The 26,771-nt window shown below is 52.6% G+C and carries 22 protein-coding genes; 5 read left to right on the top strand and 17 right to left on the bottom strand.

The features are described from left to right. Positions 1-358: 358 nt before the first annotated feature. The 7 genes from BUB30_RS21205 to BUB30_RS21175 all read right to left on the bottom strand — a co-directional run bounded on the left by BUB30_RS21205 (position 359) and on the right by BUB30_RS21175 (position 13,452). Positions 359-1,699 (bottom strand): DUF4302 domain-containing protein, encoded by a 1,341-nt coding sequence (locus BUB30_RS21205; RefSeq protein ID WP_073137956.1) that lies wholly within the window; start codon positions 1,697-1,699, stop codon positions 359-361. 12 nt (positions 1,700-1,711) lie between these two features. Then, positions 1,712-3,067, bottom strand: a complete 1,356-nt coding sequence (locus BUB30_RS21200; protein ID WP_084138362.1) for a zinc-binding metallopeptidase — start codon at positions 3,065-3,067, stop codon at positions 1,712-1,714. A gap of 33 nt (positions 3,068-3,100) precedes the next feature. Beyond that, a complete protein-coding gene (locus BUB30_RS21195) occupies positions 3,101-4,573 on the bottom strand; it encodes a RagB/SusD family nutrient uptake outer membrane protein (RefSeq protein WP_073139565.1) in 1,473 nt (490 codons plus the stop codon). A 13-nt stretch (positions 4,574-4,586) separates the two neighbouring features. Beyond that, positions 4,587-7,970, bottom strand: coding sequence for a SusC/RagA family TonB-linked outer membrane protein (locus tag BUB30_RS21190; RefSeq protein WP_073137952.1), 3,384 nt, complete (start codon positions 7,968-7,970; stop codon positions 4,587-4,589). Positions 7,971-8,055: 85 nt separating this feature from the next. Next, positions 8,056-8,526: a hypothetical protein gene (locus BUB30_RS21185; protein ID WP_073137950.1), complete on the bottom strand. Its 471-nt coding sequence runs from the start codon at positions 8,524-8,526 to the stop codon at positions 8,056-8,058. Positions 8,527-8,612: 86 nt separating this feature from the next. Next, the gene (locus BUB30_RS21180; RefSeq protein WP_073137948.1) at positions 8,613-11,558 is read right to left on the bottom strand and encodes a T9SS type A sorting domain-containing protein; all 2,946 of its coding nucleotides are present in this window, start codon (positions 11,556-11,558) and stop codon (positions 8,613-8,615) included. A gap of 184 nt (positions 11,559-11,742) precedes the next feature. After that, entirely contained in the window at positions 11,743-13,452 is a 1,710-nt protein-coding gene (locus BUB30_RS21175) for a tetratricopeptide repeat protein (RefSeq protein ID WP_073137946.1), read from the bottom strand. A gap of 374 nt (positions 13,453-13,826) precedes the next feature. Between BUB30_RS21175 and BUB30_RS21170 the strand changes: the two genes are divergently transcribed. Next, a complete protein-coding gene (locus tag BUB30_RS21170; protein ID WP_073137944.1) occupies positions 13,827-14,291 on the top strand; it encodes a hypothetical protein in 465 nt (154 codons plus the stop codon). Between the two features lie 79 nt (positions 14,292-14,370). On the opposite strand, the gene BUB30_RS21165 is transcribed toward BUB30_RS21170, so the two are convergent. From BUB30_RS21165 to BUB30_RS21150, 4 genes are all read right to left on the bottom strand, one after another. Continuing rightward, positions 14,371-14,859 carry an SRPBCC family protein gene (locus tag BUB30_RS21165; protein WP_073137942.1) on the bottom strand — a complete coding sequence of 163 codons (489 nt, stop codon included), beginning with the start codon at positions 14,857-14,859 and terminating at the stop codon, positions 14,371-14,373. A 4-nt stretch (positions 14,860-14,863) separates the two neighbouring features. Then, positions 14,864-15,250 carry a hypothetical protein gene (locus BUB30_RS21160; RefSeq protein ID WP_073137940.1) on the bottom strand — a complete coding sequence of 129 codons (387 nt, stop codon included), beginning with the start codon at positions 15,248-15,250 and terminating at the stop codon, positions 14,864-14,866. Between the two features lie 17 nt (positions 15,251-15,267). After that, a complete protein-coding gene (locus BUB30_RS21155; protein ID WP_073137938.1) occupies positions 15,268-15,612 on the bottom strand; it encodes an ArsR/SmtB family transcription factor in 345 nt (114 codons plus the stop codon). 177 nt (positions 15,613-15,789) lie between these two features. Further along, complete coding sequence (locus tag BUB30_RS21150; protein ID WP_245804147.1) at positions 15,790-16,782, bottom strand: sulfite exporter TauE/SafE family protein; 993 nt, start codon at positions 16,780-16,782, stop codon at positions 15,790-15,792. Between the two features lie 94 nt (positions 16,783-16,876). On the opposite strand from BUB30_RS21150, the gene BUB30_RS21145 reads away from it, so the two are divergent. After that, entirely contained in the window at positions 16,877-17,140 is a 264-nt protein-coding gene (locus BUB30_RS21145; protein ID WP_073137936.1) for a hypothetical protein, read from the top strand. Positions 17,141-17,200: 60 nt separating this feature from the next. On the opposite strand, the gene BUB30_RS21140 is transcribed toward BUB30_RS21145, so the two are convergent. The 3 genes from BUB30_RS21140 to BUB30_RS21130 form a co-directional block, all read right to left on the bottom strand. After that, entirely contained in the window at positions 17,201-17,431 is a 231-nt protein-coding gene (locus tag BUB30_RS21140; RefSeq protein ID WP_143165021.1) for a DUF2798 domain-containing protein, read from the bottom strand. 65 nt (positions 17,432-17,496) lie between these two features. After that, complete coding sequence (locus BUB30_RS21135) at positions 17,497-18,054, bottom strand: carboxymuconolactone decarboxylase family protein (RefSeq protein ID WP_073137934.1); 558 nt, start codon at positions 18,052-18,054, stop codon at positions 17,497-17,499. 115 nt (positions 18,055-18,169) lie between these two features. Continuing rightward, positions 18,170-20,386 (bottom strand): DUF5916 domain-containing protein, encoded by a 2,217-nt coding sequence (locus tag BUB30_RS21130; RefSeq protein WP_178377160.1) that lies wholly within the window; start codon positions 20,384-20,386, stop codon positions 18,170-18,172. A 309-nt stretch (positions 20,387-20,695) separates the two neighbouring features. Between BUB30_RS21130 and BUB30_RS21125 the strand changes: the two genes are divergently transcribed. Continuing rightward, positions 20,696-21,160, top strand: a complete 465-nt coding sequence (locus tag BUB30_RS21125) for a VOC family protein (protein WP_245804146.1) — start codon at positions 20,696-20,698, stop codon at positions 21,158-21,160. A gap of 175 nt (positions 21,161-21,335) precedes the next feature. Next, positions 21,336-22,172, top strand: a complete 837-nt coding sequence (locus BUB30_RS21120) for an alpha/beta fold hydrolase (RefSeq protein WP_084138289.1) — start codon at positions 21,336-21,338, stop codon at positions 22,170-22,172. A 44-nt stretch (positions 22,173-22,216) separates the two neighbouring features. Here BUB30_RS21120 and BUB30_RS21115 read toward each other — a convergent pair whose 3' ends face one another. From BUB30_RS21115 to BUB30_RS21105, 3 genes are all read right to left on the bottom strand, one after another. Then, positions 22,217-24,445, bottom strand: a complete 2,229-nt coding sequence (locus tag BUB30_RS21115) for a T9SS type A sorting domain-containing protein (protein WP_084138288.1) — start codon at positions 24,443-24,445, stop codon at positions 22,217-22,219. Positions 24,446-24,692: 247 nt separating this feature from the next. After that, entirely contained in the window at positions 24,693-24,956 is a 264-nt protein-coding gene (locus tag BUB30_RS21110) for a hypothetical protein (protein WP_073137928.1), read from the bottom strand. 239 nt (positions 24,957-25,195) lie between these two features. Beyond that, entirely contained in the window at positions 25,196-26,290 is a 1,095-nt protein-coding gene (locus BUB30_RS21105; RefSeq protein WP_221408769.1) for a GlxA family transcriptional regulator, read from the bottom strand. Here BUB30_RS21105 and BUB30_RS21100 point away from each other — a divergent pair. Further along, the gene (locus BUB30_RS21100; RefSeq protein WP_073137927.1) at positions 26,289-26,747 is read left to right on the top strand and encodes a YybH family protein; all 459 of its coding nucleotides are present in this window, start codon (positions 26,289-26,291) and stop codon (positions 26,745-26,747) included. The two genes, BUB30_RS21105 and BUB30_RS21100, sit on opposite strands and share 2 nt — an antisense overlap. Positions 26,748-26,771 lie beyond the last annotated feature (24 nt).

The following is a 26,771-nucleotide window of genomic DNA, read 5'->3' as shown; positions in this document are numbered from 1 at the left end:
ACGCACTATAAGCAAATATGTGCGTGTAAAGGGTCATTAATATGTTAAAAAGTGCGCCATGATGCACATTGTGGCACCAAAAAAGCGTAGGGTGGCTGAAAAGTGTTGTTGGTGAGATGTTACGAATAAGCAGTTGGGTGTACTCAAAAATAATGGAGGTGGTGGCTGAAAAAATTCCGGGACAAATAACACCAACAACGGCGGGTTGGCTTTGAACAAAGAGATGGGTATGTGAAAATGCTAAACTAAAATTTCCCCCAAAAAAGTAGCCCGCATAACATGATCGCTCACGCCATGACGGGCTCTTTCATTAACCTAAAATCCTTGACCTACAACGTGCTCTAATGTGGTCGGGACATTATTCATTGGTCAGGAAGCCGGCAAATGAAAATGCCGGGGTGTCCTGACTAAAGAAACCTCCCATGCGCTCGGTGCCACCGCCTACGTATTCGCCGGAAAATGTTTCGTCATTTACGTGTTGCAAGATGGCAGCCATGTCCGCAGAAATAGCGTCGCCGTTGGCGTCGGATCCTCCATAGGTGAATTTGAAATTTCCGGATGCGTTGGCGGAGTAGGTGTAATTGTATTGGCAAAGAAATAAATCCTGCCCTTGCAGTACAGTGACGGTGATGTACATCTTTTTACCTGTGGCGTCGAAGATGAAATAGATGTCGGAAAGCGTGAGGCCGTACTGTCCGCTCAGCAGGCTGGTGGCGGCGTTGTTCCACAGCGTGGTGAAATCGGCTGACTGTCCCGGTACGGGGTTGGTGCCGGCGTCGTAGGGAATGCGCAGGGCGATGTAGTCCACGCCGATGTAGGATGAGAACGGAATGGTGGGTTTGAACACGTACACGTCGTTCAACACATCGACAGGTTGCCTGCCGATGCTCGTCTCGGCGTAATAGCGTTTGTTGTCTGCGTCCCATTGAAAGGATTGGATCTCGGTGCCGTTGGTCTTGATGGGCTGGCTCAGCACGAGTCCGTCCATGGAGATCACATAGGAGAGTTTGTTGTTCTCCACGTGCTTGCCATCGTCGGAAACGTACTGGGCCGTGAGCGACTTGGCATTTGCGTTGAAGGCGAAGGTGATGGCTTTATCTTTCGCGATCGAGAGCTTCAGGGCCTTGTTGGCCACGCCATAGTGCAGGATGTCTTTGATGCGTCCACCCAGCACCATCGTTTGCTCCTCTTCGGAAGCTTTGAGAAAGGTGATGCGCGAGCCGCGTTGAACACCTTCAAGCACCAGGCTGTCGCCGGAGGTGCCGGCAAAAGCAAACTCGGAATCCGAGATGCGGCCTGCACCATCATCGCCGCCATTCACCGATCCGTTGGGATCGGCTGGGAGGTGAATGTAGGAATAGGTAGTGAAACTGAGCGTGGTGGTTTGCAGGGCCTTCACTGTCCACAAACTCGCCTTGGGTGTGCCGGCGGTGGTCTCATTGAAATCCGACAGCATATTCACCGTGCCGTCGGCGTTGAAATCGAAGTAATAGAAATAGCGGATGCCTGTGCCGGTGAGCAACGATGCTTTCCAGCCATAGGATGCTGACGTGAGCACGGAGGTTTGCGCATCGATGTCGGCCTGCACGCGGGCGTCGGCCGATTCGCTGAAGACGCGGTCGTAGTCGTGATCGCATCCGGCAAGTATCAACGCCGCGAGAGCGAATAATGGGAGTATATAGTTTCGTGTGATTTTCATGATGCTGTGATTTTAGTTGCTCAGGACGCCAAGGCAATAGTCATTGGGTGAATCCACGGGAAACAGTCCGGGGTAGTAAACGCCGCTGCACATCTCCAACCAATTGGGATAGAAGATGCCCTGGAAATAGGTGAACAACTGCCTCGCGCCCACATCGTTTACCAGGTAGTCGGCGTTGGCGTCGGAGCTGAGATAAAAGAATTGCACCGTGCCGTCACCAGATGGGTCGACCACTCTGAAAACAAAATTCGCTTCCTTGTATTCGCGCGTCTCGGAATTGATGTTGTAGTAATACAGCGTGAGCATCGCCATGTTCGTGTCAGTGAAGGTGATCTTGAAGTTGTAGTCGAGGGCCAGACCTTTGGCGTGCAGTGTATTGTTGTCGATCACGTAGCTGGAGACCAACACTTGCGATTCGGGTGTGGTCATGAGGTCGACGTTGAAGGTGGTATAGGTTTTGGCCCATCCCCAAATATCCAGCAACGGGTCGGGTACCGATCCACCGCCACCGTTGCCGGGAGGCGCCACCGCAGCGATGGCCTCTTGCACTTTGGTTTGCAGGGCATAGAAATCGATGCTGAAAGCTTTTTGCAGATAGTCAACGATGAGCTTCTCTTTCTTGCGGATGGTCTCGTACGAATCTGCTGTTGTCTCGCAACTCAACATGCGTTCGTAGCCCTCCCGGCCCAACACCAGCATCATCGACACCATCTCGGCAATGTCTTCGTCGGGCGACGACATGGCATAGTTGGTAATGAATCCTGCCAGCCGTGCATCGCTCACAGAAACCGTGTTCCAGTTGGCGGTGTACTTCCCTGCGGAGATCGCTTTCAATTCCGCGGGATAGCTGATCTTTTGGTTTAGGATGTGAGTGAACTCGTGCTCGATCACGTGCGCCATTTCGGTGACGGCATAGCGATCGGTTTTCTGAAAATCATTCACCACATACAGCACCACCTTGCGCCCGCCCTCGGCCGTGCCCAGGGTGATGGTGCCGTCGAAGTTATAGTTGGCGCTCCCCACCAACACGAATTGCTTGGGACAATATTGTTTGATGAAGGCGTCGCCGGCAACGCTGGTGTAGGTGTCGATCCATACACTGCGCACCACTTCCATCATGCTTTGCACTTTGTCTGCGTCGGGGGGCACCAGCGTTTTGTAGAGATCGAGCTCGGAGGCATCCTGGCGATATTTCACTTCGATGTTATAGGGAAGGGTGAACTTTTCGTACAGCCAGTTGTCGAGTGCCGTTTTGGTTTGGGGACCGCCGGTGTATTCGTTGCCCGGAGATGCGTTGTCGTTGTAGGGATCATGGCAGGCCGTGACGGTGACCAGGATCACCAGCAGGGCCGTCAAAATATTTTTCATGTTCAGCTTCATTTCGTTACACTTTAAAATTTACTAGCGGGGATTGGGCGACAGGCCGCCGGTGGAGACAGCTTCCCGTGGGATTTGCAACACCCTGCGTTTGTCGGCGGCCTTCAACACGATGGGCTCCTCTCCTTTTACATTGTGGGTTATTTCGATGTTGTGTCGCAGGATGTCGAACCAACGCTGACCTTCGTGCACGAATTCAATCCGCTTGAAGTCCAGGATGGCGGCGAGCACCACGTCGCGCGAGGTTTTCTTGTCGGGGTAGTAGTCAAACAACTTTTCCATCCACAGGCCATCGGTGCCCACGGGGTTCACCACGCGGGTGGCGATCCAGGTGTTCAGATCGTCAAGGGACGCCGTGAAATTATTCAGCATGACATAGGCTTCAGCCCGGTTGAAGAGCACTTCTTCCGCGGTGAACAAGGGCACGATCGTGTAGGGGAAACCCGTGGTGGAATTGGTTCCCGTCTGTACAAAGTGTTCCTTGAATTTATACACGAAGTAAACACCCACTGAACTGTAAAAGCCATTGAAGGCATACCGCTTGCCGGAAGGGTTCGTGTTCATCATCTCAATAAATTTGGTCGCGCCCGTCGAATACCGGTAGGCATTGAACGACCGGGCCCAGAGTGACGATGTTTCACAGAGTAATAGGTTTGCTGTCTCTGTTGACTTGGTGTAGTTCAGTGAAAGCTCCGCGCCGGTGTAGGATGAGTAAGTCGTATTCCAGGGACGAAGGCGTGTATAAAAATCACCATCGGGAAAAACGGCATTGGCATGTTCGATCACTTTTTCGTAGTCGTGCTTGAATAAATAAAAGCGTGTAGCGAAAGCGTGGGCCGCCGCCTGGGTGAAGTGATATTTGGGAACACCGGTGCCTTCTGTTCCCGAAGCATAGGCCTGGTCGTTGATCAACGGCAACCCTTCCGTCAGATCTTTTTCAATCTGATCGTACACCGACTTCACGGTGCCCCGATCGTATTCCTTGAACGATTGTTTTTCAGGATCGGTCACATACGGAATGCCAGGGTTCACGGCATCGATGCCGGTGGCCGTATAGGTCTGGGCAAATAAGGTCACCAACATAAAATGATTGTAGGCGCGGGTGACGAGGGCTTCTCCCTTTTGTGACGCCAGATCGGCCGGGTCGCCGGTGTTGGCAATAAGCTCCAGCGCATGGTTGCTCGCGGCGATGGAGGCGTAACATCCGTTCCAATAGTTTTCGGGTGTGTCCTGGTCGGTGGTCGTACCGTCGCGCCAGAAATAGGGATCGGTGTTCGCAGGGTCCTTCACACCGCTGGGGTTGTCTTCCACGTTGTCGGACATGGCTTCGCAAAACGCGATGTAGTTCACTTCCGGGTAGGCGGTGACCAACAACTCCGACAATTTTTCCTTCGAATCCAGCGACGCGCGATTGTCCGGTGTTTTCGACAGAAAGTCTTCACAGCCCATGGCGACCAGCAAGGTGAGGGCTATACTGTATAATGTATATTTCTTCATGTGCATCTTCATTTTAGAAACTTAGCTTCACGGACGCGGTGATCTGTTTGGCCACCGGCATAGCCACACCACCGGAGTTAAAAAACTCGGGGTCCTGGCCGTGCAGTCTTTTGTCCGCATAGATCAGCCAGAGGTTGGTACCGGTGAGGGTGAGTGATGCCGTTTTGAACCCGGTGGCACCGAGCCATTTCACGGGAAGATTGTAGCCCAACGAAACGGTGCGCAAGCGCACAAAGGAACCGTCGACAACACGCGCCGTGGAATAGTTGTAGGTGTTGTAAGGATACGAAGCGAGTTGGCTCACCGTCAGCACATCGGCGATGGAGGGAATGTTGGTGTGTTGTTCATCGCCACGCACCGCCCAGCGATCCAGAAATTCCCTGGGCATGGCATCGAGGTCATTGTAAGCGCTCTTGAATGCGGGGTTAAGCCTGATCTTGTTGCCGGTCTGGTAGGTGAGAAACACGTTCAAGGTGAAAGCTTTGTACTTGAAAATGTTCGACCAGCCACCAGTGATCGTGGGATCTACGGGGCCTTCGTATTTCAGGTATTGGGTGGTCAGACTCTGCAGGTAGACGTTGGAGCTTTCCTTGCCATCCTGGTCGATGAAGAGAGGCACACCGGTTTTGGGATCCAGCTTTGTGAAATCCACAGAGAACAAACCCCGCACCGGGTAGCCTTCCATGGCACCGCCGTCGGGGAAGACAAGATCGGTCATGCGCGGTTGGTTCTTCAGGTTGGTGATCTCGCTTTTGTTGGTGCTGAAAATAAAATTGGTGGTCCAGTTAAAGTGGTTGCGACTGTAGACGGGTGCGCCGATCGACAGGTCGATACCGTGCGACTTCATGTCGGCATAGTTCACCGCCTTATACGCCTCTCCCCCGATGCCCGCCGTTTTCACCACGCCGATGAGGTCGAACTGGTTGCGCCGGTAATAGTCGAACGTGATGGAGAGTTTCCGGAAGAGACCGGCGTTGATGCCGATGTTGGCTTCGTACTGCTTCTCCCAGGTGAGGTCGGAGTTCTCCAGGCTTTCGATGACGATCTGCGATTCGTTTTCATTGAGATACGGGCGCGGTGTGGTGCCGCTGCGGTAGACCACGGATGAGTTCGTTGCATTCCCCGCATTGGCCGTGAGCCCGTAGCCTCCGCGCAAGGTCAGGTAATCCACCAAGCGATACGATTCCATAAACGACTCCGTGTCAATGTTCCAGGCGGCGCTCACGTTCCAGGTGGGCAGCCAGCGCGCCGTTTTCGATTCTCCCAAACGGTTGGAGCCATCGAGGCGCCCCACCAGGTTGAGAATGTATTTGCCACGGTAGGCATAGTTGCCGGACCCGTAGAAGCTGGCATAGCGGTCGTAGGTGTTGGCCATGCCGAAGTAGTTGAAGTTCCCTTCCAGCAGTTGCTTGATGATCCGATAGTCGGTGAACGGCACCCCCCCTTTGCTGAATTGATAGCCATAGCCGTTGTTGAATGCATTGCGCCTGTCCACGGATCGGATCTCCTGGCCGGCAACAGCATTGATGGTGTGTATGGTGTTGATGGCGTGTGTCCAGCTGAGTTGGTTTTTAAAATAGTAACTATTCATCTGATCGTCCACGCGATTGTAGAAACCGCCTTCCGGCAACACAATGACTGGATCAGCGTTGGGGTAATCAGGGTTATAGTAGAGAAACTTATTGCCTTGCTTGACCACCTGTGAATTGGCAGCGCGATACGCTTCGGCCATATTCGATCCTTCCTCCACACTGTGCTCGGTGTTGGTCGTGACACGACGGACGGCGCCGGTAAAATCATAGCGCAATTCTTTCGTGAGTTTGTAACCCAATTCTCCCTGGATCTTCAAATCGAGTTGGTTCACGCCGATGTAGTTCTTCTCGATCTCGTTCAGGATGTTGAAGGGCGCATAGTTGCGGGTGAAATATTCACGCTGGCCGTTTTCGTCGTAGGGCGTGAGCACGCGGCTGGTGTTGAGGGCATAGCTGAACGGGTTGATGTCGAAGTCGCGGCTATACGCTCCCTGCACGGGATTCATTTCACGGGCCACGGTGCCGGGGGCGCGCTGGGTTCGCGTGGAACCGGTTGCCAGGATGCCGAGGCTCAACTTGTCGCTGAGCTTGAATGTGCCACGCGCGTTGATCGTGTAGCGCTTCACGTTGTCGGCAATGGTCCAGCCGTTGTCATCGTAGTAGCTGGTGGAAAAATAGAGTTGTGAGGTTTCCGTTCCCGAGGAGACGCTGAGCGAATGTTCCTGTACAAATGAATTCTTGAACAGTAGCCCAAACCAATCGGTGTTGGCTTTCGCATAGCGCGAAAGGAAGGCTGCGCGTTCTTCGGGTGTGTTCAGCAATCCGAACGTGCCATCGTTGGGATTGTAGGAGGTGTTGATGAGGTCATACATCTTCCGGTACACTCCCCCGTTGGGGCTTCGCGACACGTCGGAGTGGTTCAACCATCCTTTGCGTTCCATCTCCTGGTACACCGCCATCTGGTCGCCGGAGTTCAGCACATTATAGTTGTCGTAGGACGGCTTGAGGTAAGAGGAAAAATTTCCGGTGTACGTAACGATGGGTTGGCCGACACGGCCCTTCTTTGTTTTGATCACGATCACACCATCCTTGGCCCGCGCGCCGTAGAGGGCGGTGGCTGAGGCATCCTTGAGGATGGTGAAACTCTCGATATCATCGGAGTTGAGGCCGGCCACCGAGGAGCCGATCAACGTGGTCGGGTCGCCCGTGGTCAACTGATCGGCCGACACGTTCACGACGTCCTCCAGCACCACACCGTCGATCACCCACAGCGGTTTGTTGTCGCCGTTGATGGACGTGGCACCGCGGATGCGGATCTTCGGTGCCGCACCAAACGTGCCCGAAACATTTTGCACGGAAACACCAGCGGCCTTGCCTTGCAGCATGCGGCTCACATCGGTGGTGCCGGCAGTCTTCACATCGTTGGCGGCGAGGTTCACCACGGCCCCGGTGAACAGGCGTTTGTCCACTTCCTGGTAGCCGGTGGAGACGACGGTCACTTCGTCCAATTTTTTCACGTCTTCTTCCAGCGTCACGTCAACGGTGGTGCGACCCGCCACGGCTACTTCCGTGGTGATGTAGCCGATAAACGAAAACACCAGCGTGGCATTTTCATCTGCGTTCAATTGAAAGCTTCCCGTCACATCGGTGATGGCGCCCTGCGCGGTGCCCTTGATGGAGACGCTCACGCCGGGGAGGCCCTGTTTGTCGGTGGCGGAAATCACTTTCCCCTGGATGCCAATCGTTTGGTTTTGTTGAACGGCACCCCGAAGTGTCAGGGGCAGCAGTACGGCCAGGAGCAACATCGTCACGGCACGCGTTCCGGCACACCACAGACTTCGATGGCGGTGTTGTATCATATTCATATCGAATGGAGTTAAGAAAATAAAAAAGAAACCCTGTCACCCGTCTACCGGGCGATCAAAATGCAAGCGTTCAATCCGTTGCTGATTATTGCGCCGTAAACTCAAACACCCAATCCCCCTCGGCCGAGTCTATTCGACCGCTATCCACATTGCAGGTGGCGCACGTGAAGGTGAGGGTCAGGGTCTTGTCGTCGACGGCGTAGTGCATGCGTACGCCATCGTCGCGGAGAATGACGTTGGTGGCGTCGTCCGCAAAGGTCCACAAGCCGGGTTGTTTCGACCAGGGGCTCGGCGACGGAAGCTTGCCGGCAATGGAATAGGAATACGGCCCTTTGGGTGTCTTGGCATCGAACGCGCCGGAGAGCGTGAGCGTCAGATCCGGTGATTCAAATTCTGCCGTGCGATCCACATTCTGAACCGCCCGCTTTATAACCCAGGTTTGGGAGAGCAGACTAAGCTGTTGCTCTTCTACAGAGCGTTCATTTTTATCGTCGCTGCCGCAGGCCGCTGCGAAGGCCACGAGAAGAAGGATATATAGACGTGAAGAAAAATTCATAATGATTAAAATTTGAGGTGGATGATCTTTTATGATTTATGCTCGCGGACGAATGGATGAGCACTCGTCCGCGGGCATAAACATCATTAGTGTCGGACGATCTTCGTTTGCCGTTTGCTACCGTCAAAGAGGACTACTTCCAGCAGGTAGACTCCCGGCGCTTGCGACGACACATCGAACTGCATCGCTTTGACATCGGCAAAACCCGCTACAAGCGTTCCCTGTGTCGTGTACAAACTCACCGCTTTCACCGCTGAAGGTTCCAGTCCCTTGATGTTAAAAGTGCCACTCGTTGGATTGGGATAGACTACGAAACCGTTGCGCACATTTTCCTCTGTGCCCGTCACGACGAACATATAGGGATCAGACACCGACGAGCAATCCTTGGGGTTCGTCACCTCCACGGTGTAGGCGCCGGTTTGCATTTTGTTTTTATGCAGGACCCAGGGCAGCTCTTCATTCTCAATGGGATTACCGTTGAAATACCATTGGAATTCATAGAATCCTTGTTCGGGCAGCGCATACACGACGGTATCATTTTCTGCAATGGTAGCTTTCGGGTACAGCGTCACGTCCACGGGGATGCCCGACGAATAGCCAATGTTCGGACACTCCTCGGGGAAGGCCATCAGGATGTAGCCGCCGGGCTCGGTGGCATACAGGCTATCGGTATCTGAATCCGGAATTGCCACGCCATCTTTGTACCACTCGAACTTCACCCAGTTGCCGGCGAAGGCATTGTTCAGCAACGTAGAATCTCCAACACTGCACAACTCCGCGTTGTCGCGGCTCTCGACCGCGGGTGTGTTGTGCACGTAGGTGTCGATCAGGATTGGATCGGAAACTCCCACGCATCCGTTCTCCTCCACCATAGCGGTGTACCAGATCGCCCCGGTCGCCGTAATGTCCAACCGGCTTCCAGCGGCATTCTCGATTTGCGTTCCCTGCTCATAGTGGTCATCGCCATTGTAAGACGCCTTATACCACTTGTAGGAGCTGTATTGATCCGGCAACTTCAAGGCCAGCGTGGCCTGATCGCAGTAGAGGAAATTGGCTATGGAGTCGTAGGGTGCTTTGTGCCAGCGATGAATCTCATGGTCCGGGTCGGTGGTGATGTTGGGGTTCACCGTCGGCAGCAGTTGGAAAGGATCGCTGGTTGCTTTCAACGCCGCGGGACACGATGTGTGACGGGCCTTTACTTGATAGCTTGTAAATTTCGACACCTTCAGCGTATTGCCGGTGCCGGCGTTGCTGATGGGCACATACGTTTCGGTATACGGCGAATTCTCGCCAAACACAATCTTCTTTTCCAACCACTGAATGTTGGTCCACTCCGAAGAAACGGAAAGCGTCACTTCCTCTCCTACGCAGATCGTCTGCTTGTCGGCGTCGATGTAAAATTTGCGATCGGCGTTGTCCCGCACCGTCACCACTTCCGATGTGATCGTCACCGACGGGCAGGTTTTGGGTGATGCTTTGACGAGGTACTTGCCCGTGGCGTTCGCCGTGTAGGCGGACGCTGTTTTTCCGTTGATGGCTTTATAGTCCGCGCCCGAAAGTTTGTACCACTGGAAGCTTTGATATTCGTTTACCAGGTCGTCGGGGAATGAAATATCGACCGTGCTTCCCGGACATAAATATTCTTTCGAGTAGTCGGTCAGGTAGGGATAGAGATCCACGTCGTTGTAGCTTTTCAAATATACGGTGCTGCTGGCCTCACATCCGAGGTAGCTGGCCACCACGGTGAGGTTGGTATTTTCCGAAAGGGTGAACACATACTCCGCGCCATCGACCACGACCTTGTCGTCGTTGGTGTAGTTGTAGCCCGTGTGTTTATACCAGGTGTAGGCATACCCTTCGTCCACCAGGGTTACCGTCGCATTTTCTTCGGGACAATAGTTTCCGTTCTTCACACCGCTGAGCACCGGCGCTTCGGGCGCAAAATAGTCGACCTCTGCTTCATCAGAAGTGAGTACGATCTCGGGCCACGCTGCGGTGGTCACGCTCACACTATAATAGCCGGACGCCGTAGTGGTTTGAAGGGTGTTGACACCACTGGCCCATCCCTCTCCGTCTTTGGACCAATCGTAGCTCGTGTATTGATCGGGGACCGAAAGCGTGATCGGCGTGCCCGAACAAATTTTCCCAAAATCGTTGACGGGCGGAGCGTCGATCGTAACCACCGGCTTTTTAAGGATGATCGTGCTGGCGGCGCGCGCCGGCGAGGTGATGGTACATCCCGACTGAACGGCCTTCACGGCATAATACACCGTGGTGCCCGTCAGCGTCACCGATTTTGTCGAGGCGTTTGCCGAGGCGATGGGTGTGAGGGCACCTGCCGTGGCGCCACTTAGCCACTGATAGGATGCGAGACCATCGTCGGCCTTCAGCGTGAGCGTGGTTCCGGAGAGGCTTCCCGTGAAGTTCACCCCGGCCCGCTTCACACGCAACGTGTTTGAGAACACAGACTTGCCCGACAAGGGCACTTGCACTTTGTATTGGCCGGGTTCGGTTGCGTTGTATGTGCTGGTCGTGGCGTTGGCGATGGGGGCATTGTTGAAATACCACTGGTAGCTGGTGTAGCTGCCGGTGATGGACAGCTTTTCGGTGTCGGGATCGCTGCAAAGGAATCCGTCGGCGGCGGTGATTTTTACACCGGAAGCAATGTCCACTTTCACGGTACTGGAATACTGCCACATGCCGGTGAAGTCCATTTTGCTGCCGCACCAGATATAGAGCGGCTCATTCACGTTTACGCTGAAACTGTAGGTTCCGTCGCCGTTGTCGGTGATGGCGGTGGACTGTTTCCAGCGGCTGTCGATCACATAAGGATCCGATTCCAGGTCGGGTTGGTCGGTGTAGGTGAAAAATGTCGTCGGAGCCGAATTGCTCTCAAACTTCAGGGTCACCTGCGTTCCCGCCGACACCTCATACGGTTCCTCTAGTCCGGGGGGCGAGACAAGGGTCAGCGTTTGGGCACTCAGGCCCGCAGCGCTAACGCCAAAGAGAAAAATGAGTAAAAATCTCTTCATGAGTTATGGGATTAGGTTAATGAAATTTTTTCCAGGCTCTGGTCAGAAATGTACGCCGGCGGGTGGGCGGTTGGTTAAAAAGGGGCGTGACAAGGTGTGACATCGTCCTGAAAAAGACAGGAAAAGAAGGCTTTTGAGAGATTTTTCAGAAAAAACGGCGTGACCAACCGATTTCCGACCAAGATTATATGGTCTTGTAGCGCTTTAGTAGAATTTTCACATCCTCGTCTTTTTCCAGGTGGAGCTTTTCCCGCAAACGTTGCTTTTTCTTGCGGATGGATTCGGGTGAGATGTTATAGATCTGGGCGATCTCCTTCGAGTTGAGGTCGATGAGCAGGTAGGCGCACAGCCGCAGGTCGTTGGGCGACAAATCCGGATAGGCTTCCAGCAACTGGCTAAAAAAGCGAGGGTGCACCTCCTCGAAGTGCCGTTTGAAGTCCATCCACACCTGGTCGATGTTGTTGTTGCCACGAATGATCTTTTTGGCTTTGTCGAGGGGTGACTTTATGTTTTGCCCGTCGGCCGGGTCGATGGTGTTCAGCACTTTGTAGATGGAGTCGAAGATCTCGTTCTTGTTTACCAGGTGCAGGGTTTTGGTGGCCAGCTCACGGTCTTTGAAGGTGAGCTCCTGTTTCATGCGCTCCTGTTCCAGGGCGTTAAGCTTTTCGGTGGCGACGATGTCTTTCTCCAACTGCTCGCGCTCCACGCGGTTTTTTTCCAGTGTGAGGCGCGTCACTTCCTGGTCCTGCTGCAGGATCACGTTCTTTTGATGCAGGTTTATGTTTTGCGTGCGCAACGCAAAGAACAGCAACGCGGCGATGACCATGCCGATCACTACGACGCCGATCCAAAACAGGCGCTGCCGCGTGGCTTCGGCCTGGAGTTGTTCGATCTCGTTTTCTTTTTTCCCAAACTCATAGCGCATCTGCAGCTCCGATATCCACTTGCTGGTCTTTTCGCGCAACAGGCTGTCTTTCCAGGCCAGGGTGAGGTTGGAATATTTCAGCGCATCGTTTGTGTTGCCCGATGCCTCGGCGGTGCGCGCCAGCCAATAGTAGGCATCTTCGATGTCTTCCGTGCTCGATGTTTCAAAAAAACCTTGCACGGCCTTTTGCAAATACAACGTGGCCGAGTCGTATTGACGGAGGTTAGAAAACGTTTTGCCAATACCGAGACAATACTGGGGGTGATAGAACATGTCGTTCACCTTCAGGTTCAGGTCGTACGCTTCGCGGTATTTGATCAAGGCGCTGTCGTAGCGGCCGCGCATGTAGTGCAGGTTGGCGATGCTGTTGATGGCAATGCTGGCGTTGAGGGTGTCGATGTCCTTTTTGAAAATGGAAAGCGCTTCCTTGAAGTAGGCCAACGCAAGGCTGTCGTCGCCTTTGTGGTTGAGCTCCGTGCCCAGGTTGATATAGTTCAGGGCCAGTCTTCGTTTGTTCACCTGCGTGCGGCTGATCTCTACGGCTTTCTCATAGTATTCCACCGCTTTATCGGTGGCGTTGTTCGCGGCGTAGACAATGCCGATGTTGTTGTAGATGGTATTGAGCAGATCGTCTTTTTTATACTTCGTGGCGAGTTCAAGCGATTGCAGAAAGTATTTTAGTGCCTCTTCATGCACGTTGTATTTCAGATAGAGCGCCCCCATATTGATGTTGCCGAGGATCTCGTTCTTGGCGTCACCTTGTTCCTGCGCCCGGGTGACCACCTCGGTGAGCTCGGCATGCGCCTGTTCGAAGTTTAAATCGTTTGTACTGCGGATGGCTTTTCGCAACAGCGAATCGAGATGGGTTTGGACGGTGGGATCGGCCGTTTCCGAGGGGGGCGACGAACACCCCACCAGGAACCAGCCCAACATCCCTGCGGCGAAAAAAACAAACCCGTTGCGCATCATACGTGACGTCTCCTTTGAGAAATTCAAAAAGCCGGGCTCTGACTTGTTGATTTTCGTTGATCCTTGAAATAAATAGAATCGCAATCTAACATATTTATAGAAACGAAAATGGATTGCGAAAAAGTTACTGGGAAAGGAGGGAAATTGGGTGTAAGGCCTGTCCGTGGAAACTCGTTGCGCTATCCATTCGCGCTTTAACTTACAACCACTGGACTATACCGAGGCTTCCTTTTCCCATGACCGGGGACGCTTTTCGTCGGTTAAGGAAGGACAGGGGCAGGTTAGGGATGGGATACTTCCGGTTCGGTAAGATTCCCGTTATTTCCATAGGCAAAGTTTGTATTTTCAGTATCTGATCAAACCCGTCAAAACCTATGAGCGCTTTAAACCGTCTTGCCCTACTCAGCCTCTTCGTGTTGCCTTCCTGCGCATCAAAAGAAACCAGGAACACCTTAGCCGATGACCTCGTCGGGGAATGGAGAAATGTCTACCTCAACGTCACCATGCCCACCGTGGGCAACAGCGACTCCACCGCGACCACCGTGTGCGACAGCGTCAACTGGGAAGCGATGCTTCACATCAAGCCGATCCATACTTTTTTTAATAAAGATGGAACCTACCGTTCGGAATACTATACCCTGAGCGATAGCTTGTTCCGCAAGACCTCCGGCACGTGGCACGTTTCCAACGACACGCTGGTCATGAACGAATCAGACGGTGTCACCTACAAGCTTCACACCACCGTTAAAAACAACCTGGCCGAGTTCGACGGTGTGCTTGATTTTGACTCCGATGGAAAAGCGGACGATCATTATGTGGGACGTCAACGGAAACAGTGACACCCATAAAATAAAAACGGCCTCTTTCAAGAGGCCGTTCGTTCTATTTCAACCTGGCTTATGACATGCGAAGACAGGGCTATGCTTCTACAAAGATCGCTCCCATCTTGTCCATGCACTGTTCCAATCCCATCTTTGCGAATACCGACATTTGTCCACCCACTTCCCAATCATATTCGGTCACCGTCATCTCTGTTTTATTTGCGCCGAGGCGTTTAAACGTCACCACCGTACGCACGTCCTCTTGAAAATCGGGAGGCATGCCCAGATCGGCGGGATTCATCTTCACGCCTTGCGCATTGGAAAGATTCTGAATGAACTCGATGCGTTCGAACGGGGTGATCTTTGTGTAGACCCATACACTATAGGTATCCTGACCACCAAATTCCTTCGGCGCCCGCATGCAAACAACGGACGCCCCGCCCTCGCGAAAATCCATCTTTGCACTGGGACACGTGAATCGGTCCGGACCCCACCAGCGTTTCACCAGTTCGGGTTCCACCCAAGCCCTCCACACGGTTTCCACCGGGGCATTGTAGATGCGGGTAACAACAATGTCTTGTTTCATGCTATCAGGGGTTTGCGTTTTTCATTACTTTCAATTTACCCCCCAGCCATGCCGTAGGCAACGCAAGCACAACAAGCGAAATCGCATACCAAGCCGGTCCGTACTCGCGCATTACAATCGCACCCGCAAGGCTGATGGCCAACCCAATAAAGCCGCTGATCATTGCGTGGCGCATCGGGTTGCTCGGTGCGAGACTGGCTGTGATATAGGTTCCAACAACGCCATAGATCGACCGGTAAAGAATCACAAAAAGAATAAACCAAACCGGGTTGAGATCGAACGGCTGTTTCATGATCCCTGTTTTTTCCAGCGCCTGATCGGTGGCGGTGGAAATGATCACGACGAAGATAAATCCGGCAAGAATAGCGCCGGCGCTTTTCAAGAGATTCATAGGCGGATGATTTAAGGTTATCGTTTTTTTGGTTTACGTCTGGGCTTGCTTTCCAATTCGTCCAGAAGAAATCCCAGCTTGTCCATTCGCGCGTTCCAGAATTTCTTGTAGGGTTCTACCCATTCGGCGATCTCGCTCAGTCTTTCCAGCCGGGCTTCACAAAAACGTTCCCTTCCCTGCTGGCTGATCACCACCAGGCCGCACTCCACCAGCACTTTGATGTGCTGCGAAATGGCCGGGCGACTCACGTCGAAGTTTCCGGCAATAGCATTCAGGTTTAGCGACCGGGCCGCTATGAGGTTGATGATCTCGCGCCGCGTCGGATCGGCAATGGCGTGAAAAACATCCCGTCGGGTTTCCATATAATATGTAAGTATCTGCTTACAAATATATATGTAAGCAAGTACTTACACAATAGCAATATGATTATTTTTTAAAAGTAGAAGCAGTGCCTTCTCAAAAGGAGGACTGCCTTATGCAGGATGATTTTGAAAGCTAATCCCGGTTGACATCTGATTTGGATTAGGATGAGGCGGACGCTAGACTTTCACCGTTCTCCGCAGCTTCGCCAGGTAGGTAAAAATGGCAAGGCCCGACGCCAGCACGATGCCACACATGAGGAGTTGGAGCAGCGAAGGTTTGATCACCAGCATCGCGCCAAAAAACTGGACGACGAGAATACAGTACAAGAACTGTGCTATGCGCTTCCGGGGAAGTTTGCTGATCACAAAAGCTCCCAGCGGGGCAAAAAAGGCAACGATGGGGACACAGGCAATCCACATCTCGAAAGCGGCGGGTTGAAAATCGCCGATGACCTGCGCGTGGATAAAAAATCCCAAAAGCGTTTCAATGGTCATGATGATCACCGACGACGGTGTGGCTACCTTCTCGGACACGCGGTAGTAGATCGTCATGAGGCAATACGTGAAAATATTTATCCCCGTTCCAAAGAGCGAGGAAATGATGCCCCCCACAAAGCCGAAGAGGATCAGGTTGATTTTATCTTTCCTGCTAAAGTTTTGGATGTCGTCGAACACTTGACGGGCGGGGTGTCGGTTCTCGATCCACAGCGCTACGCCAAAACTGAGCCATAGCGACACGAAGAAAAGCTTCGCCATCACCGGCGACACCAAAGGCACGATCTGGTAGGTTCCAAAGACCAATCCAAAAACACCTCCGAGCGTTACGAAGCGAATATAATTCCACTCCACTTTGATCCGCAGACCCAGGATGAGCAATGAAGCGGAGGTCATGCCGATGCTCTGAATGGCAAATGCAAAATTACGCGCAATGGGTGGGGCAATGTCCAGCAGCAGCGTGAAGACCGGGTAGGCAATAGCCGCGCTGCCTTCGGGACTCGAGCCCGCGATGAATGATCCGAAGATCATCGTGAGGGCTGCAGGCCATCGCCGTCCGTACAACGACATCAAGTCAATCTGTTGAACATAGATCAACCAGCTCACGAGCACGATCACCAAAAATAAAAAATAGAGAACCGGTATGTTTCTCCCGGTTTTTATAGTAGATTTCAATACGCTCGATTTTGTAAATGCAATATAACGAAGAAAAGCGGTGACGGGTAGTTTGCAAATCGATTTAAATAGTCATCCCTAAACTTTCATACCTATGGCAGAAGTATCCTCTCTCGTCTCGGCAAACAACAAGATCCTGAACAGAAACCACAAGCTGTTGACGTCGAACAACGGTCTCCTCAAAAAGAACGCAGGCTCCATCAACGCGAACAAAGCATTGATCGCGGAAAATAACAAGGTGCTAAAGGCCAACGCCAGATACCTGGCCGAGAACAACAAACTGTTGAAGGCTAACAACGCCTTCCTCAAGGCCAACCATGACCTGCTGATCCGGATTGCAAAAAAGGTCAAGGCTTAAATCAACACTTGCTCACAAAAGAACGGGCGTTCCCTTCTGTATCTTTCCAAAAATCGATTTTCAATCGTTGAAGTTGATCTTGGATGTTACCCTATTGGCGATGGGAATAATGAAAAAGGCGCACACGTAAGCGATCGGGAACATGGTCAACCACGTGACAAAACTTTTCAGGATCCAGCCCGAGACCAACCCGTAATTTCTAAGTACACCCACAAACGCCATGATCAGGGTCATCGGCCCAATGATCAATGCCGTGTTGATGTATCGACGAAGTCTGTTGTTCAGTTTCATAAACCGTAAGGGCCCAGGTTACGCCAGGCGCGAATAGAGGTTGCATGAGAAGACACCGGTGACGATTAATTGGGTTGGACTTTGAAAGGGGGAGTAAGGTATCCTTCCTCGGCCCGTTGCTTACCCATTCGGTCGTACACCTCCGGATCGTCGGGCGCCCACGTGGCCAGGCCATCCACATAGCGGTTGAACATGCAGAAGGCGGCGGCGATCAAAACCGTGTCGTGGATCTCGATGTCTGTCGCACCTTCTTTCCGAGCCGCTTCAACATCGGAGGGCTTGACCTCCTTGCCGCCCAGTTGAACTTTGGCGGCGATCTTTAACAAGGCTTTCAATTTATCACTGATGTTGGCTTGATCGGGGTCGACCTTCACCGCCGAAACAATGTCGGCGTTCTTCAGGTGATGCTTGGCAATGGCGCCGTGTACGGTTGCGCAATATTTGCAGGTGTTCAAACTGGAGACATAGGTAGCGATCAGCTCCCGCTCACCGGGACTCAGACTGGGATGGGGATTGTGAAGCAGGGTTTGCACGAGTGCATTGAGCGGGGCGGCGGTTTCCGGGCGATAAACAAACAAACTCCGGATCCCGGGATATTCTTTTGGCAGGTCGATGTGCGGCATAGGTTCACATTTTAAAGAGGTCTAAAATAGCAAAATCCTCGGTATTGCCGGTCGCGCGAAGGGGCTTAATTCAACAACTTTATTTACCCATTCCAAATACCTTCAACCCATAGCATCAGAGCCAATACACCAGCTTGGCCGTGAGCGCCTGGTCGCGCCTCAGCCAGGGATTGACGTCATGATTATTGGTATAGATAATATAAAAATCCGACAGCGGCCGGAACCTCCACTGCACACGGGCATAAACATTGAGATTTTCATTTTGATTGTTGTATTGCACGATCGTGTTAAAGAACAAAGATTTTGAAAAGGAAATATCTGCTTTCGGTCCAATGGCATACAGCGTGTTGTTGGCATAAGGCTTTGGCAACTGAATGCGATTGAAGTCGACGTTCAGCCCTACGGTGCCCCACGGCTGAACCTTCTGGTTTAGGTTGACCGTGACCTGCACAAAATTTCCGTTGAAGTATTGACCGGTCTTTATCCACAAGGTCCCAAACCGGTTCTTGCGGAAATCGGTTTCATAATACAAGCTGACGGCAGCATAGCGATGCACCGATCCAGGCGGTAACATGGGGCCCTCAGTTTGCGCCGGGTTAAACGGCGCAGTCAGGCGTGTGTATTCGTTCCAGCCTAACAGATAGAAATAAGCCGTGTTCTTGAACGTGACATACAATCCGTAGCGCCACTGGTGATCGGTCTTTTTACCCAGCGAGTCGAGATAAATATCATAGTGGATGATCGGCGCGACAAAGTTCAATTTGGCCGCCGGTTTTTTTGTGTAAAATTTATAGTCGGCTTCCGTATAAAAATTTGAAAAGTTGTTGCGGGGAACAAAACCCATGTCGGGCTGAAATTCCTTTCCCGCTTTGGTATAGCCCACATAACTTGCACTCCGCAACGTGTTACGCGAAAGCCAGACGCCCTGTGCGTTGGCGATTTTATCGCGATGGTCCCACGTGTAGTTCGTAAACACTTTCCCGGTCCAGGTGTTGTTGGCCGAGGCCAGGTTATATTCCGCGCCGATCAGGCGATTGTAGTTACGCTGGTCAAAACTGAAACGGGCGACAGAATCAGGTTTCATCGCCTGGCGGTTCTCGACGATGATGCCAATGTTTGATCGCGAGAACACTTTCTGTTGAACGGCCAGCACGGAATAATTTTGACTCGGAAATTTCAGCGTCGCGCCCGATTGCTCTGCAGGCGTATCCAATGCGTCGGTCTGCACGCTCATCGCGCCCACGCGAAGGTTCTTGTTGATCTTGCCGCTCAGCCGCAATCCGCCCAGCAATGGGGTCCGCTCCCACTGGCTGCGCGCAGCATTGTATTGCAGCCCGATGCGCCTGGAATAGAACGGCCGGATGGTAGACGTACCCGTTTGCTGAATGCCGAATTGTGAAAAGAGGTCGCTGTTCTCGATAAAGAAAAATCGTTTCTCCGGAAACACCAACTCAAAACGGGTGATGTTCAATTGAACCTGGTCCACTTCCGCTTGGGAAAAATCGGGGTTGATCGTGACGTCCAGGTTTAGCGCAGACGTAATCGAAATTTTTCCATCCAGCGAGAGCCGGGCGTGCGTGCCAATGGCGTCATCGGCGGTCTGGCTGGCGGCATAGGTGAGCGAGGGGATGATGGAATAATTTTTCTTTACCCTTTTAAGATGTTCGGGCCATTCCAGTGTGCCGTGATACGCCAGGTTGATCATGGAAAAATTTCTCGGCACTCGTGCCCACGATGAACGCTCGTTGGCGGCAATATCGTTGCGGACGAAATTGATATTCCACTCGTTCATGGCCTCTTTGAACCGAACATACTTCAGGGGGATGGCCATCTCCACAGACCAACTCGCGGAATCCTGGCTCACGGCGCTGTACCATTTCGTGTCCCACGTGCCGTCGGTGGTGATGCCGGCGAAGATCTGTTCCTCGCGCTGCACGCCATAGGCGCTCACGTAAAAACCATAACCATTCGTTTGATCGCGGTAGGTATCCAGGATCACACCAAAAGCATCGTTCTCCGCAAACGGATAATCCCTGCGCAACGACGACGCCACATACCGGCCGACAGACGTGTGATTGTACAACACCGCACCGATGTACACAAAATCATGGTCATACAGAACACGAACCACCGTCTGTCCCTTGGCCAAAGTTGTGTCGGCCGGAAAATTGGTCCAGAAACCAGTGGCTTCTTTCGCGTTCATCCAGGCGTCCTCGGTAAAATATCCGTCGATCTTTAGCGCTTGATCGATCGGCGTTGCTTCCAGGGCTGGGATGGTCATTTGCTGCGCGCCCACGGCAGCGCCGAGCAACACCAAAAGGGGGGTGAGCATTTTTTTCATAGTGGCCTTACACGGAATCTCATTCTCAAAGAAGAAAAGAATAGACCGGCTCCGTGCCGTTATTCGACCAAACCGATGCCGGGCATGTCACTCGCTGGTGGGATCGCACGGACGGGATTTATCCGACGCGGGTGTTGTCTGTCAGGTTGATGCGTTGTTGGTAGGCCCGGGACAACCCCTGGAAGGCTTTTTTCGAAAAAAGATCAAAAAGATTTCCGTTCCTGAAATACTGCTGACATACCGTTGTCAGGCAGGCCTTGTTTCTTTATGGAGTAAATCGAACAAAAAAGATCCATTGCCATGAAAAAGCTGATTCTGATTGTGGGCGTGCTGGTGGGAATCCTGGGAATGCTCGCCGCCCTCTCCACGCAAGGCCAACCCCAAACCGCCATGAAAGTAAACGTCGGCATCATTACGCCAAAGCTGAAGGAATCAAAAGATTTCTACACCAACGTGCTGAAATACAGCGTCGCCTTTGAAAACGATTTTTATATACTGATGCACGCTCCCGACAACACCCCGGCGGTCGCGTTCCTGCTCCCGAATCACCCTACGCAACAACCGGTTTTTCAACCGGCATTCCAGGGAGCGGGCATGTTCTTCACCATTGAAGTCAGGGACGTAGACGCAGAGTTCAGGCGAATCAAATCGCTCGGCATTCCCATCGCGATCGAACTCCGCGACGAACCCTGGGGCGATCGCCATTTTGCCGTGGTAGACCCCAACGGGGTGGGTATTGACTTTGTTACCTACAAGGCCCCTTAGATGGAATAGGATGGACAATATCCGGGTACCGATGGTGCGGAACAATTTGCCGGCACCGCTGTTAAAAAAATGAAGCCCCATGCATTCCTTCACGGGAAGAACTCATGCCATCAATAAAAATCGGCATGGAACACTCTTGTCTTGACTCCATCAAAAACGACAAAATAGAAATTTTATGCAGACGCTCGGAAAAAATAAGTCTACTCCAAAACATCGGGAGCGGAATGTCCGGAAAACAGAAACCACACAACCGGTTCATCAGCTTCTGGGACCTGTGGGAACATTGCACATCGACGACGGCGGAAAAGGAAAAACACCCATCGTATTTGTTCATTCGTTTGGTGGCAGCATCGAACACTGGAGAAATCAACTCGACCATGTTCGCAAAAATTACCGTGCCATTGCCTTGGATTTTAGAGGCCACGGCCAATCGGAACGTCCCCGTGAACTGAAGTATGCGCCCCAAGACCTCGCCCAGGACATCGCGGCGGTGGTCGATGTTCTTCAACTGGATCGCTTCATCCTCGTGGCACACAGCATGGGTGGTCATGCCGCGGTGGCCTACGCGAGTCAACATCCCGCACGTGTTGCCGCATTGCTTTTATCGGGAACCCCGGGCAAAACACCGGCGGAAATTTCCGAACAGGTGACCACCGCATTGGAGTCGCCGGCCTATCAGAAAGTGATGGATGACTATATGCACCAATTGCTCACCGAGTCGCGCCCCGAAGTTGCCGAAGCGGTGACCAAAGACTTTAAGGCCATCCCGAAAGATGAAACGATCAGCATCATAAAAGGTCTGTTCGCGTTTGACCCGCTGCCCCGGCTTGAAAAATATAAAGGTCCTTTGCTGCTCGTGGTCTCCGGCGCCGAAAGCAAACAACCCGGCACACTGCAATCCCAACTTCCGACCGCGGATTTCAAGGTGATCGACCACGCCGGCCACTGGACACAACTGGATCAACCTGAAGCCTTCAACCGGATCCTGGATGGTTTTCTTGCCGATCATTAACTGGGTGATTGCAAAAAACAGTAGACTATCCGTTGGCCTAGACACTAGTTTTTTACAAACCGGGCCGAATAGGTTTGGGATGACGTGGACACTCTGAGAATGTATAGCCCCGAGCACCAGCCTTCGGTGGAGATGACCAGATTGTTGTCGAACGACTGCGCGTAGGTGGCGACCAACGTTCCCTGGGGGTTATATACGGCCGCGTCAAACGGTACATTGTCGCTCAGGGGGAGCCGGGCAATGATCGCCGCCGATGTTGGATTGGGATAGAGATCAATCTCCGTCGCGGCGGCCGTCGGCGGCCCCGACGGCAATACGGAACACACCATTGCTTCGATGCCGAGGGACGCACCCATGCCACCCGGACTAATTTGCGTGATGGGCGCCCATCCCGAACCAAGTTTCACGAATGCCGTGTTGCTTGCCGGTGCGCGCCATGGCGACTGGGCAAGCGCAAACGTGTCTTTTTCGGAGTAGGCCATCGTGTACGTAATAAAATAGTCGCCCTCCACTTCCAGGTAAGGATGAAGCCCCACATAATTCACTTCGGGTGACATCTGAATGTAGGGGATGTAGGTTTGAAAAAGATCCGTGCCTTCCGGCAAACCGTTTTTACCCGAGTTAACCGACACGACCACGCCGCCCGGTGCATGCACATTGAGACTGCTGGTGAGGAGCGTGATGCCGGTCAAAAGTTTTTTACCGTCGTTCGGGATCCGCTCGGCATACGACTCAATGCCATCGGAGTTGTAGCCCGAAAAATAGCCCTTGCCCGAAGGGTATGGAATGAGTCCCATCGTCTCGGTGTTCGAAAAATTTGAAGCGGTGTCGCAACTGACGTTGAGTGCTTCATAGGGATCAAACCCTTCCAATGTTTGGATGCCCGATGAACGCGGGTCGAGCCAATATTTCAGCTGCTGGTCCGGTTCGGATGAAGGCGTCCAGCTTTGCGACAGTCGTTGAAAGAAATCGTTATAGGGATAGTTACACGTCGAGCCCCCGCCGGCCAGGCTGCCGATGATGTGATGATCGAGATTAAAAAGCGGCGCGCCCGACGACCCCCCCGCTGTCACACCCAAGTCCCATTTGCCAACACGCCAAAATCCATCGGATGCCCGGGGTTGCCCGGAGGGTGTCTCGAAATCGCCGGGTGTAACGGCGGCATTGCTAAGGGAAATTCTCCGCGGTGTTCCCAGCGGATGATGAATGCAACTCACATGATCCAATCCCCTGTCGGCGATGTCCCAGCCCGCGTAATAGGGTTTAAAACCCAACGGCGGCACGGTCTGTAATTCCAGCAATGAAAAATCATGTTCATATAAGGAAGCTCTATAAGAAGCCCCCACCAACGCATCGTCCTCGCTGACCGAACGGCCGTCGCAAAGCAGGTCTTCATAGTTGAACGTGAAGATGGATCTGCTGGCATCGAACTGACTGCCGATGCAATGCTGTGCCGTCAGCACAAAAGGCCGTTGGTTGCGCTCGGCGTTGTTGACGAGGGCGCCCGTACAAACCACGGCCGTATTGCTCCGAAAGACCAGTATGCGGACCACGGACCGGCGATCGTCCTGCCAGAACGTTCCTTCCAGGCAAGGATAACAAGTATCCTCCTGCTGTGTGCGCGAAACGGGTTGGCCTGGGGTGGACGGGGTTGTAAAAACGTCACGGTAAGCATGCGAAATACCGGCGATCGTAAAGGAGCCGCGTTTGGCGTTGCTCACCGGCACATCAAATTCGATGACAACCTCATCGCCCTTCAAAAAATTGGTGATCCATACGCCGGTGTTCGGCACGTTGTCGCTGGCCAGCGTGCGCATACTGTTCAGGTTGTAGACATATATTTTTTCACCCGGAAGTAAATGCACATCGGCCAATAGTGCCGCCAGGCCATACGCTCCGGGCGAGTTGATTTTTAGTAACCAGGTATTATAGCCCGGTCTGTAGTGTTTCCAAACACCATCATGGTCTGGCGTGAAGGTCGTGGCAAAGGTGTAGCCCACTTCCGGAGAGCGTGGATCTTCCGCGGCAAGCGTCGTACGCATCGTTCTCCTGCGGACAGAATCCGTCAACGACAAAGCCGGAATGTCCTGATATATTTTAAGATCCGAAATGAGCGGCAGCGATACGTCATTCGCTTGTGCCTGAGCAGCGATGCCCGCGTGGAAAAAAAAGATGCAAAGAATGATTGCCTGGAAAATTATAGATGCGTAGCCGTGCCGTCCTATTGATTTGTTTTGAGGAAAGGTACCGAAAGTCGAATATCGTTCGTGCATGACAAGGTTCACTCATCCGCAGCGTGGAGTGACCTTCGAATATAGCTTAAAATATTTTTTCTTATACTTTAAAATCCCACAGCGGCAAAAAACAATGGGCTGTCGTCCGAACGTATAGCCCGAAATGCGTTAGGTTTCATTTGAACAGGACGCACAAAGAAAATGCACACCGACAACACGGCCGCTTGAATTCAAGCCGGGGTGAAAATTCTCTTTTGGAGTGTTGCCCTGGGGATCAGAGCGAAGCTCATTTCCGATAACCGGGAACCCAGACTTTCCCTTGTGAAGTCTTATACCATTTGCCGGGCACCCAAACCGTTCGGTTCGCGGGGGGCACAGGGTTGTAGCCTTTCGACCAGTTGACGTGTCCACTGCGATACACATATTGGGAAGAACGTGCCACAGCTTGTGTTTGAATTCGCTCCGCCTTGCTGAGATTGTCGTGGCTGGAACAGCAAAAAAAAGACGCGCTGGCCAGGGCGATGAAGAGGGCTACAAAGTTTCGCTGCATGTCATTTTGTCGTTTAGAGAGTCAAATTCGCGGTTCGTCGACAGGATCCTCCGTGGTTCGTGCGACGCAACCTTGCACTTAGATGTACTCAAACCCCCGAGGTTTAAGATACTAACGACCTAATGAGTCATTTTTTATGCCGGAATAGTGGGACGCTACAGTATTGTCGATGAGCCGTGTTGTATGGCGACAAATCGTTAGAGAGGGAAAAATGCTTTTGGGCTGGAGATGGGAATAGGTTATTTAATACCCAGTTTATTGCGGTATTCTGAGGCCGTCATCCCCACCAGTTTCACAAAGATCTTGCGGAACGATTTGGGATCGGTATAGCCCGTTTCGTTGATGATCTCCGAGATGTTGAGGTTGGAAAGCTCCAGTTGTCGCTTGGCTTTCTCGATGCGGATGTGTTGCAGATACTCGATGGGTGGCACGCCCGTGGCCTGCTTGAAACGACGCACGATATTCCTGCGGCTCGCCGGGAGGTCTTTGGTGATCTCCTCCACGGTGGTGATGTGCAAATAATTTTCTTCCATGTTGCGCTGGATCTTTTTCACCAGCTCGTCGCTGTGCGAATAGTCGGGCCGGAACGTACTGAAGTAACTTTGTTGCGAGCGGTTGAGATCGATGCAAAAGATCTTGGAGATGCGCACAGCCAATTCGTTCCCACCATACTTTTGGATGAGAAAGATCAACAAATGAAAAGATGAAGTGGCGCCCCCGCTCGTATAACAACGTTCGTCGATGGTGATGGTCCTTCCCGGCTTCACATACACAGATGGATAATCGATGATCAAGTCAGGGCATGCATCCATGTGTGTCGTGGCCAGCTTGCCGTTGAGGAGACCGGTCGCGGCAAACAAATTAGCACCCGTGCAAAAGCTCGCGATCTCCGCCCCGGTCTTAAATTGTTTTTGAAGCCAGGGAACATACGCCCGATTCTTTTGCATCGTGGTGGCTTTGTCGTGCAGGCTGAATGCAGGGATGAGTACGATGTCGTACGAAGTCCGGGCATGTATCGACTTCACGGGATGCCCGTGAAAATCGGAACCCTGCTGCAGGATCTGCTCGGGCAGTTGCACCACCGTGACGACAAAAGGGACTTGTTTCTTTTGGCGCTCACAAATACGGTTCGCCGTGCCCAGTACGTCGAGAATGGTGGCGACGCTGAAGAGCTGGTAGTCGTATGGCAACAAAAGTCCGATCCGTTTCATGGGGGCGAGCGTATCCAGCGAATTTAAGTCTTTGTCCGGAATGCCCCTAAAGTTGGCTCCTTTTTTACGCTCGCGGCCGCGCGGTCGTGCTATCTTTGTTGACGACAAAAAAGCAACCGGCATGGAACAAAAAATAACGGCCCCAAAAAAGACGGTCAACAACAAGGCAGCGGTCCGGAAGACGATCGACGATTTTATGGCAGCCCTTTGCAACAAAGACGTAAAGAGCATGGTAGCGTACTACGCATCCGATGCGGTCCTGTTTGATGTGAAGCCGCCGCTCCAGGTTCGTGGCGCCATCGCGTGGCGGCACATTTGGGAAGCTTGCCTGCCGTTTTTCCCTCCTTCCTTTCAGGTGGAGATCAAAGACCTGGTCATTCATGCCGGCAACGACGTGGCCATAGCCCATTACATCTTCCGGTTGATCGCCACTGACAAAGATCACCCGGCAGCACAAACCTGGATGCGCGCTACCACCGGCTTCAAAAAAATTCAACGAAAATGGAAGATCGTACACGAGCACGGATCCGTTCCTTTCAACCCACACACCCTTCAAGCACAATTCACGCTGGAGCCTTGAGACACTAACCCACTTTGCGGCAAA

The sequence above is a fragment of the Chryseolinea serpens genome (genome assembly GCF_900129725.1).
In the GTDB taxonomy this organism is placed as follows: Bacteria; Bacteroidota; Bacteroidia; order Cytophagales; family Cyclobacteriaceae; genus Chryseolinea; species Chryseolinea serpens.
Note: the sequence above shows the minus strand (reverse complement) of the source record. Positions and strands in the feature narration are given on the sequence as shown.

Excerpts from the sequence above, each read along its gene's own strand:
- BUB30_RS21160 (WP_073137940.1), bottom strand. The coding sequence starts at position 15,250 with ATGAATCTCTTGAAAAGCGCCGGCGCTATTCTTGCCGGATTTATCTTC.
- BUB30_RS21175 (WP_073137946.1), bottom strand. The coding sequence starts at position 13,452 with ATGATGCGCAACGGGTTTGTTTTTTTCGCCGCAGGGATGTTGGGCTGG.
- BUB30_RS21120 (WP_084138289.1), top strand. The coding sequence starts at position 21,336 with ATGCAGACGCTCGGAAAAAATAAGTCTACTCCAAAACATCGGGAGCGG.
- BUB30_RS21185 (WP_073137950.1), bottom strand. The coding sequence starts at position 8,526 with ATGAATTTTTCTTCACGTCTATATATCCTTCTTCTCGTGGCCTTCGCA.
- BUB30_RS21115 (WP_084138288.1), bottom strand. The coding sequence starts at position 24,445 with ATGCACGAACGATATTCGACTTTCGGTACCTTTCCTCAAAACAAATCA.
- BUB30_RS21135 (WP_073137934.1), bottom strand. The coding sequence starts at position 18,054 with ATGCCGCACATCGACCTGCCAAAAGAATATCCCGGGATCCGGAGTTTG.
- BUB30_RS21140 (WP_143165021.1), bottom strand. The coding sequence starts at position 17,431 with ATGAAACTGAACAACAGACTTCGTCGATACATCAACACGGCATTGATC.
- BUB30_RS21155 (WP_073137938.1), bottom strand. The coding sequence starts at position 15,612 with ATGGAAACCCGACGGGATGTTTTTCACGCCATTGCCGATCCGACGCGG.
- BUB30_RS21130 (WP_178377160.1), bottom strand. The coding sequence starts at position 20,386 with ATGCTCACCCCCCTTTTGGTGTTGCTCGGCGCTGCCGTGGGCGCGCAG.
- BUB30_RS21165 (WP_073137942.1), bottom strand. The coding sequence starts at position 14,859 with ATGAAACAAGACATTGTTGTTACCCGCATCTACAATGCCCCGGTGGAA.
- BUB30_RS21195 (WP_073139565.1), bottom strand. The coding sequence starts at position 4,573 with ATGAAGAAATATACATTATACAGTATAGCCCTCACCTTGCTGGTCGCC.
- BUB30_RS21105 (WP_221408769.1), bottom strand. The coding sequence starts at position 26,290 with ATGCCGGTTGCTTTTTTGTCGTCAACAAAGATAGCACGACCGCGCGGC.
- BUB30_RS21125 (WP_245804146.1), top strand. The coding sequence starts at position 20,696 with ATGAAAAAGCTGATTCTGATTGTGGGCGTGCTGGTGGGAATCCTGGGA.
- BUB30_RS21110 (WP_073137928.1), bottom strand. The coding sequence starts at position 24,956 with ATGCAGCGAAACTTTGTAGCCCTCTTCATCGCCCTGGCCAGCGCGTCT.
- BUB30_RS21205 (WP_073137956.1), bottom strand. The coding sequence starts at position 1,699 with ATGAAAATCACACGAAACTATATACTCCCATTATTCGCTCTCGCGGCG.
- BUB30_RS21170 (WP_073137944.1), top strand. The coding sequence starts at position 13,827 with ATGAGCGCTTTAAACCGTCTTGCCCTACTCAGCCTCTTCGTGTTGCCT.
- BUB30_RS21190 (WP_073137952.1), bottom strand. The coding sequence starts at position 7,970 with ATGAATATGATACAACACCGCCATCGAAGTCTGTGGTGTGCCGGAACG.
- BUB30_RS21100 (WP_073137927.1), top strand. The coding sequence starts at position 26,289 with ATGGAACAAAAAATAACGGCCCCAAAAAAGACGGTCAACAACAAGGCA.
- BUB30_RS21145 (WP_073137936.1), top strand. The coding sequence starts at position 16,877 with ATGGCAGAAGTATCCTCTCTCGTCTCGGCAAACAACAAGATCCTGAAC.
- BUB30_RS21200 (WP_084138362.1), bottom strand. The coding sequence starts at position 3,067 with ATGAAAAATATTTTGACGGCCCTGCTGGTGATCCTGGTCACCGTCACG.
- BUB30_RS21180 (WP_073137948.1), bottom strand. The coding sequence starts at position 11,558 with ATGAAGAGATTTTTACTCATTTTTCTCTTTGGCGTTAGCGCTGCGGGC.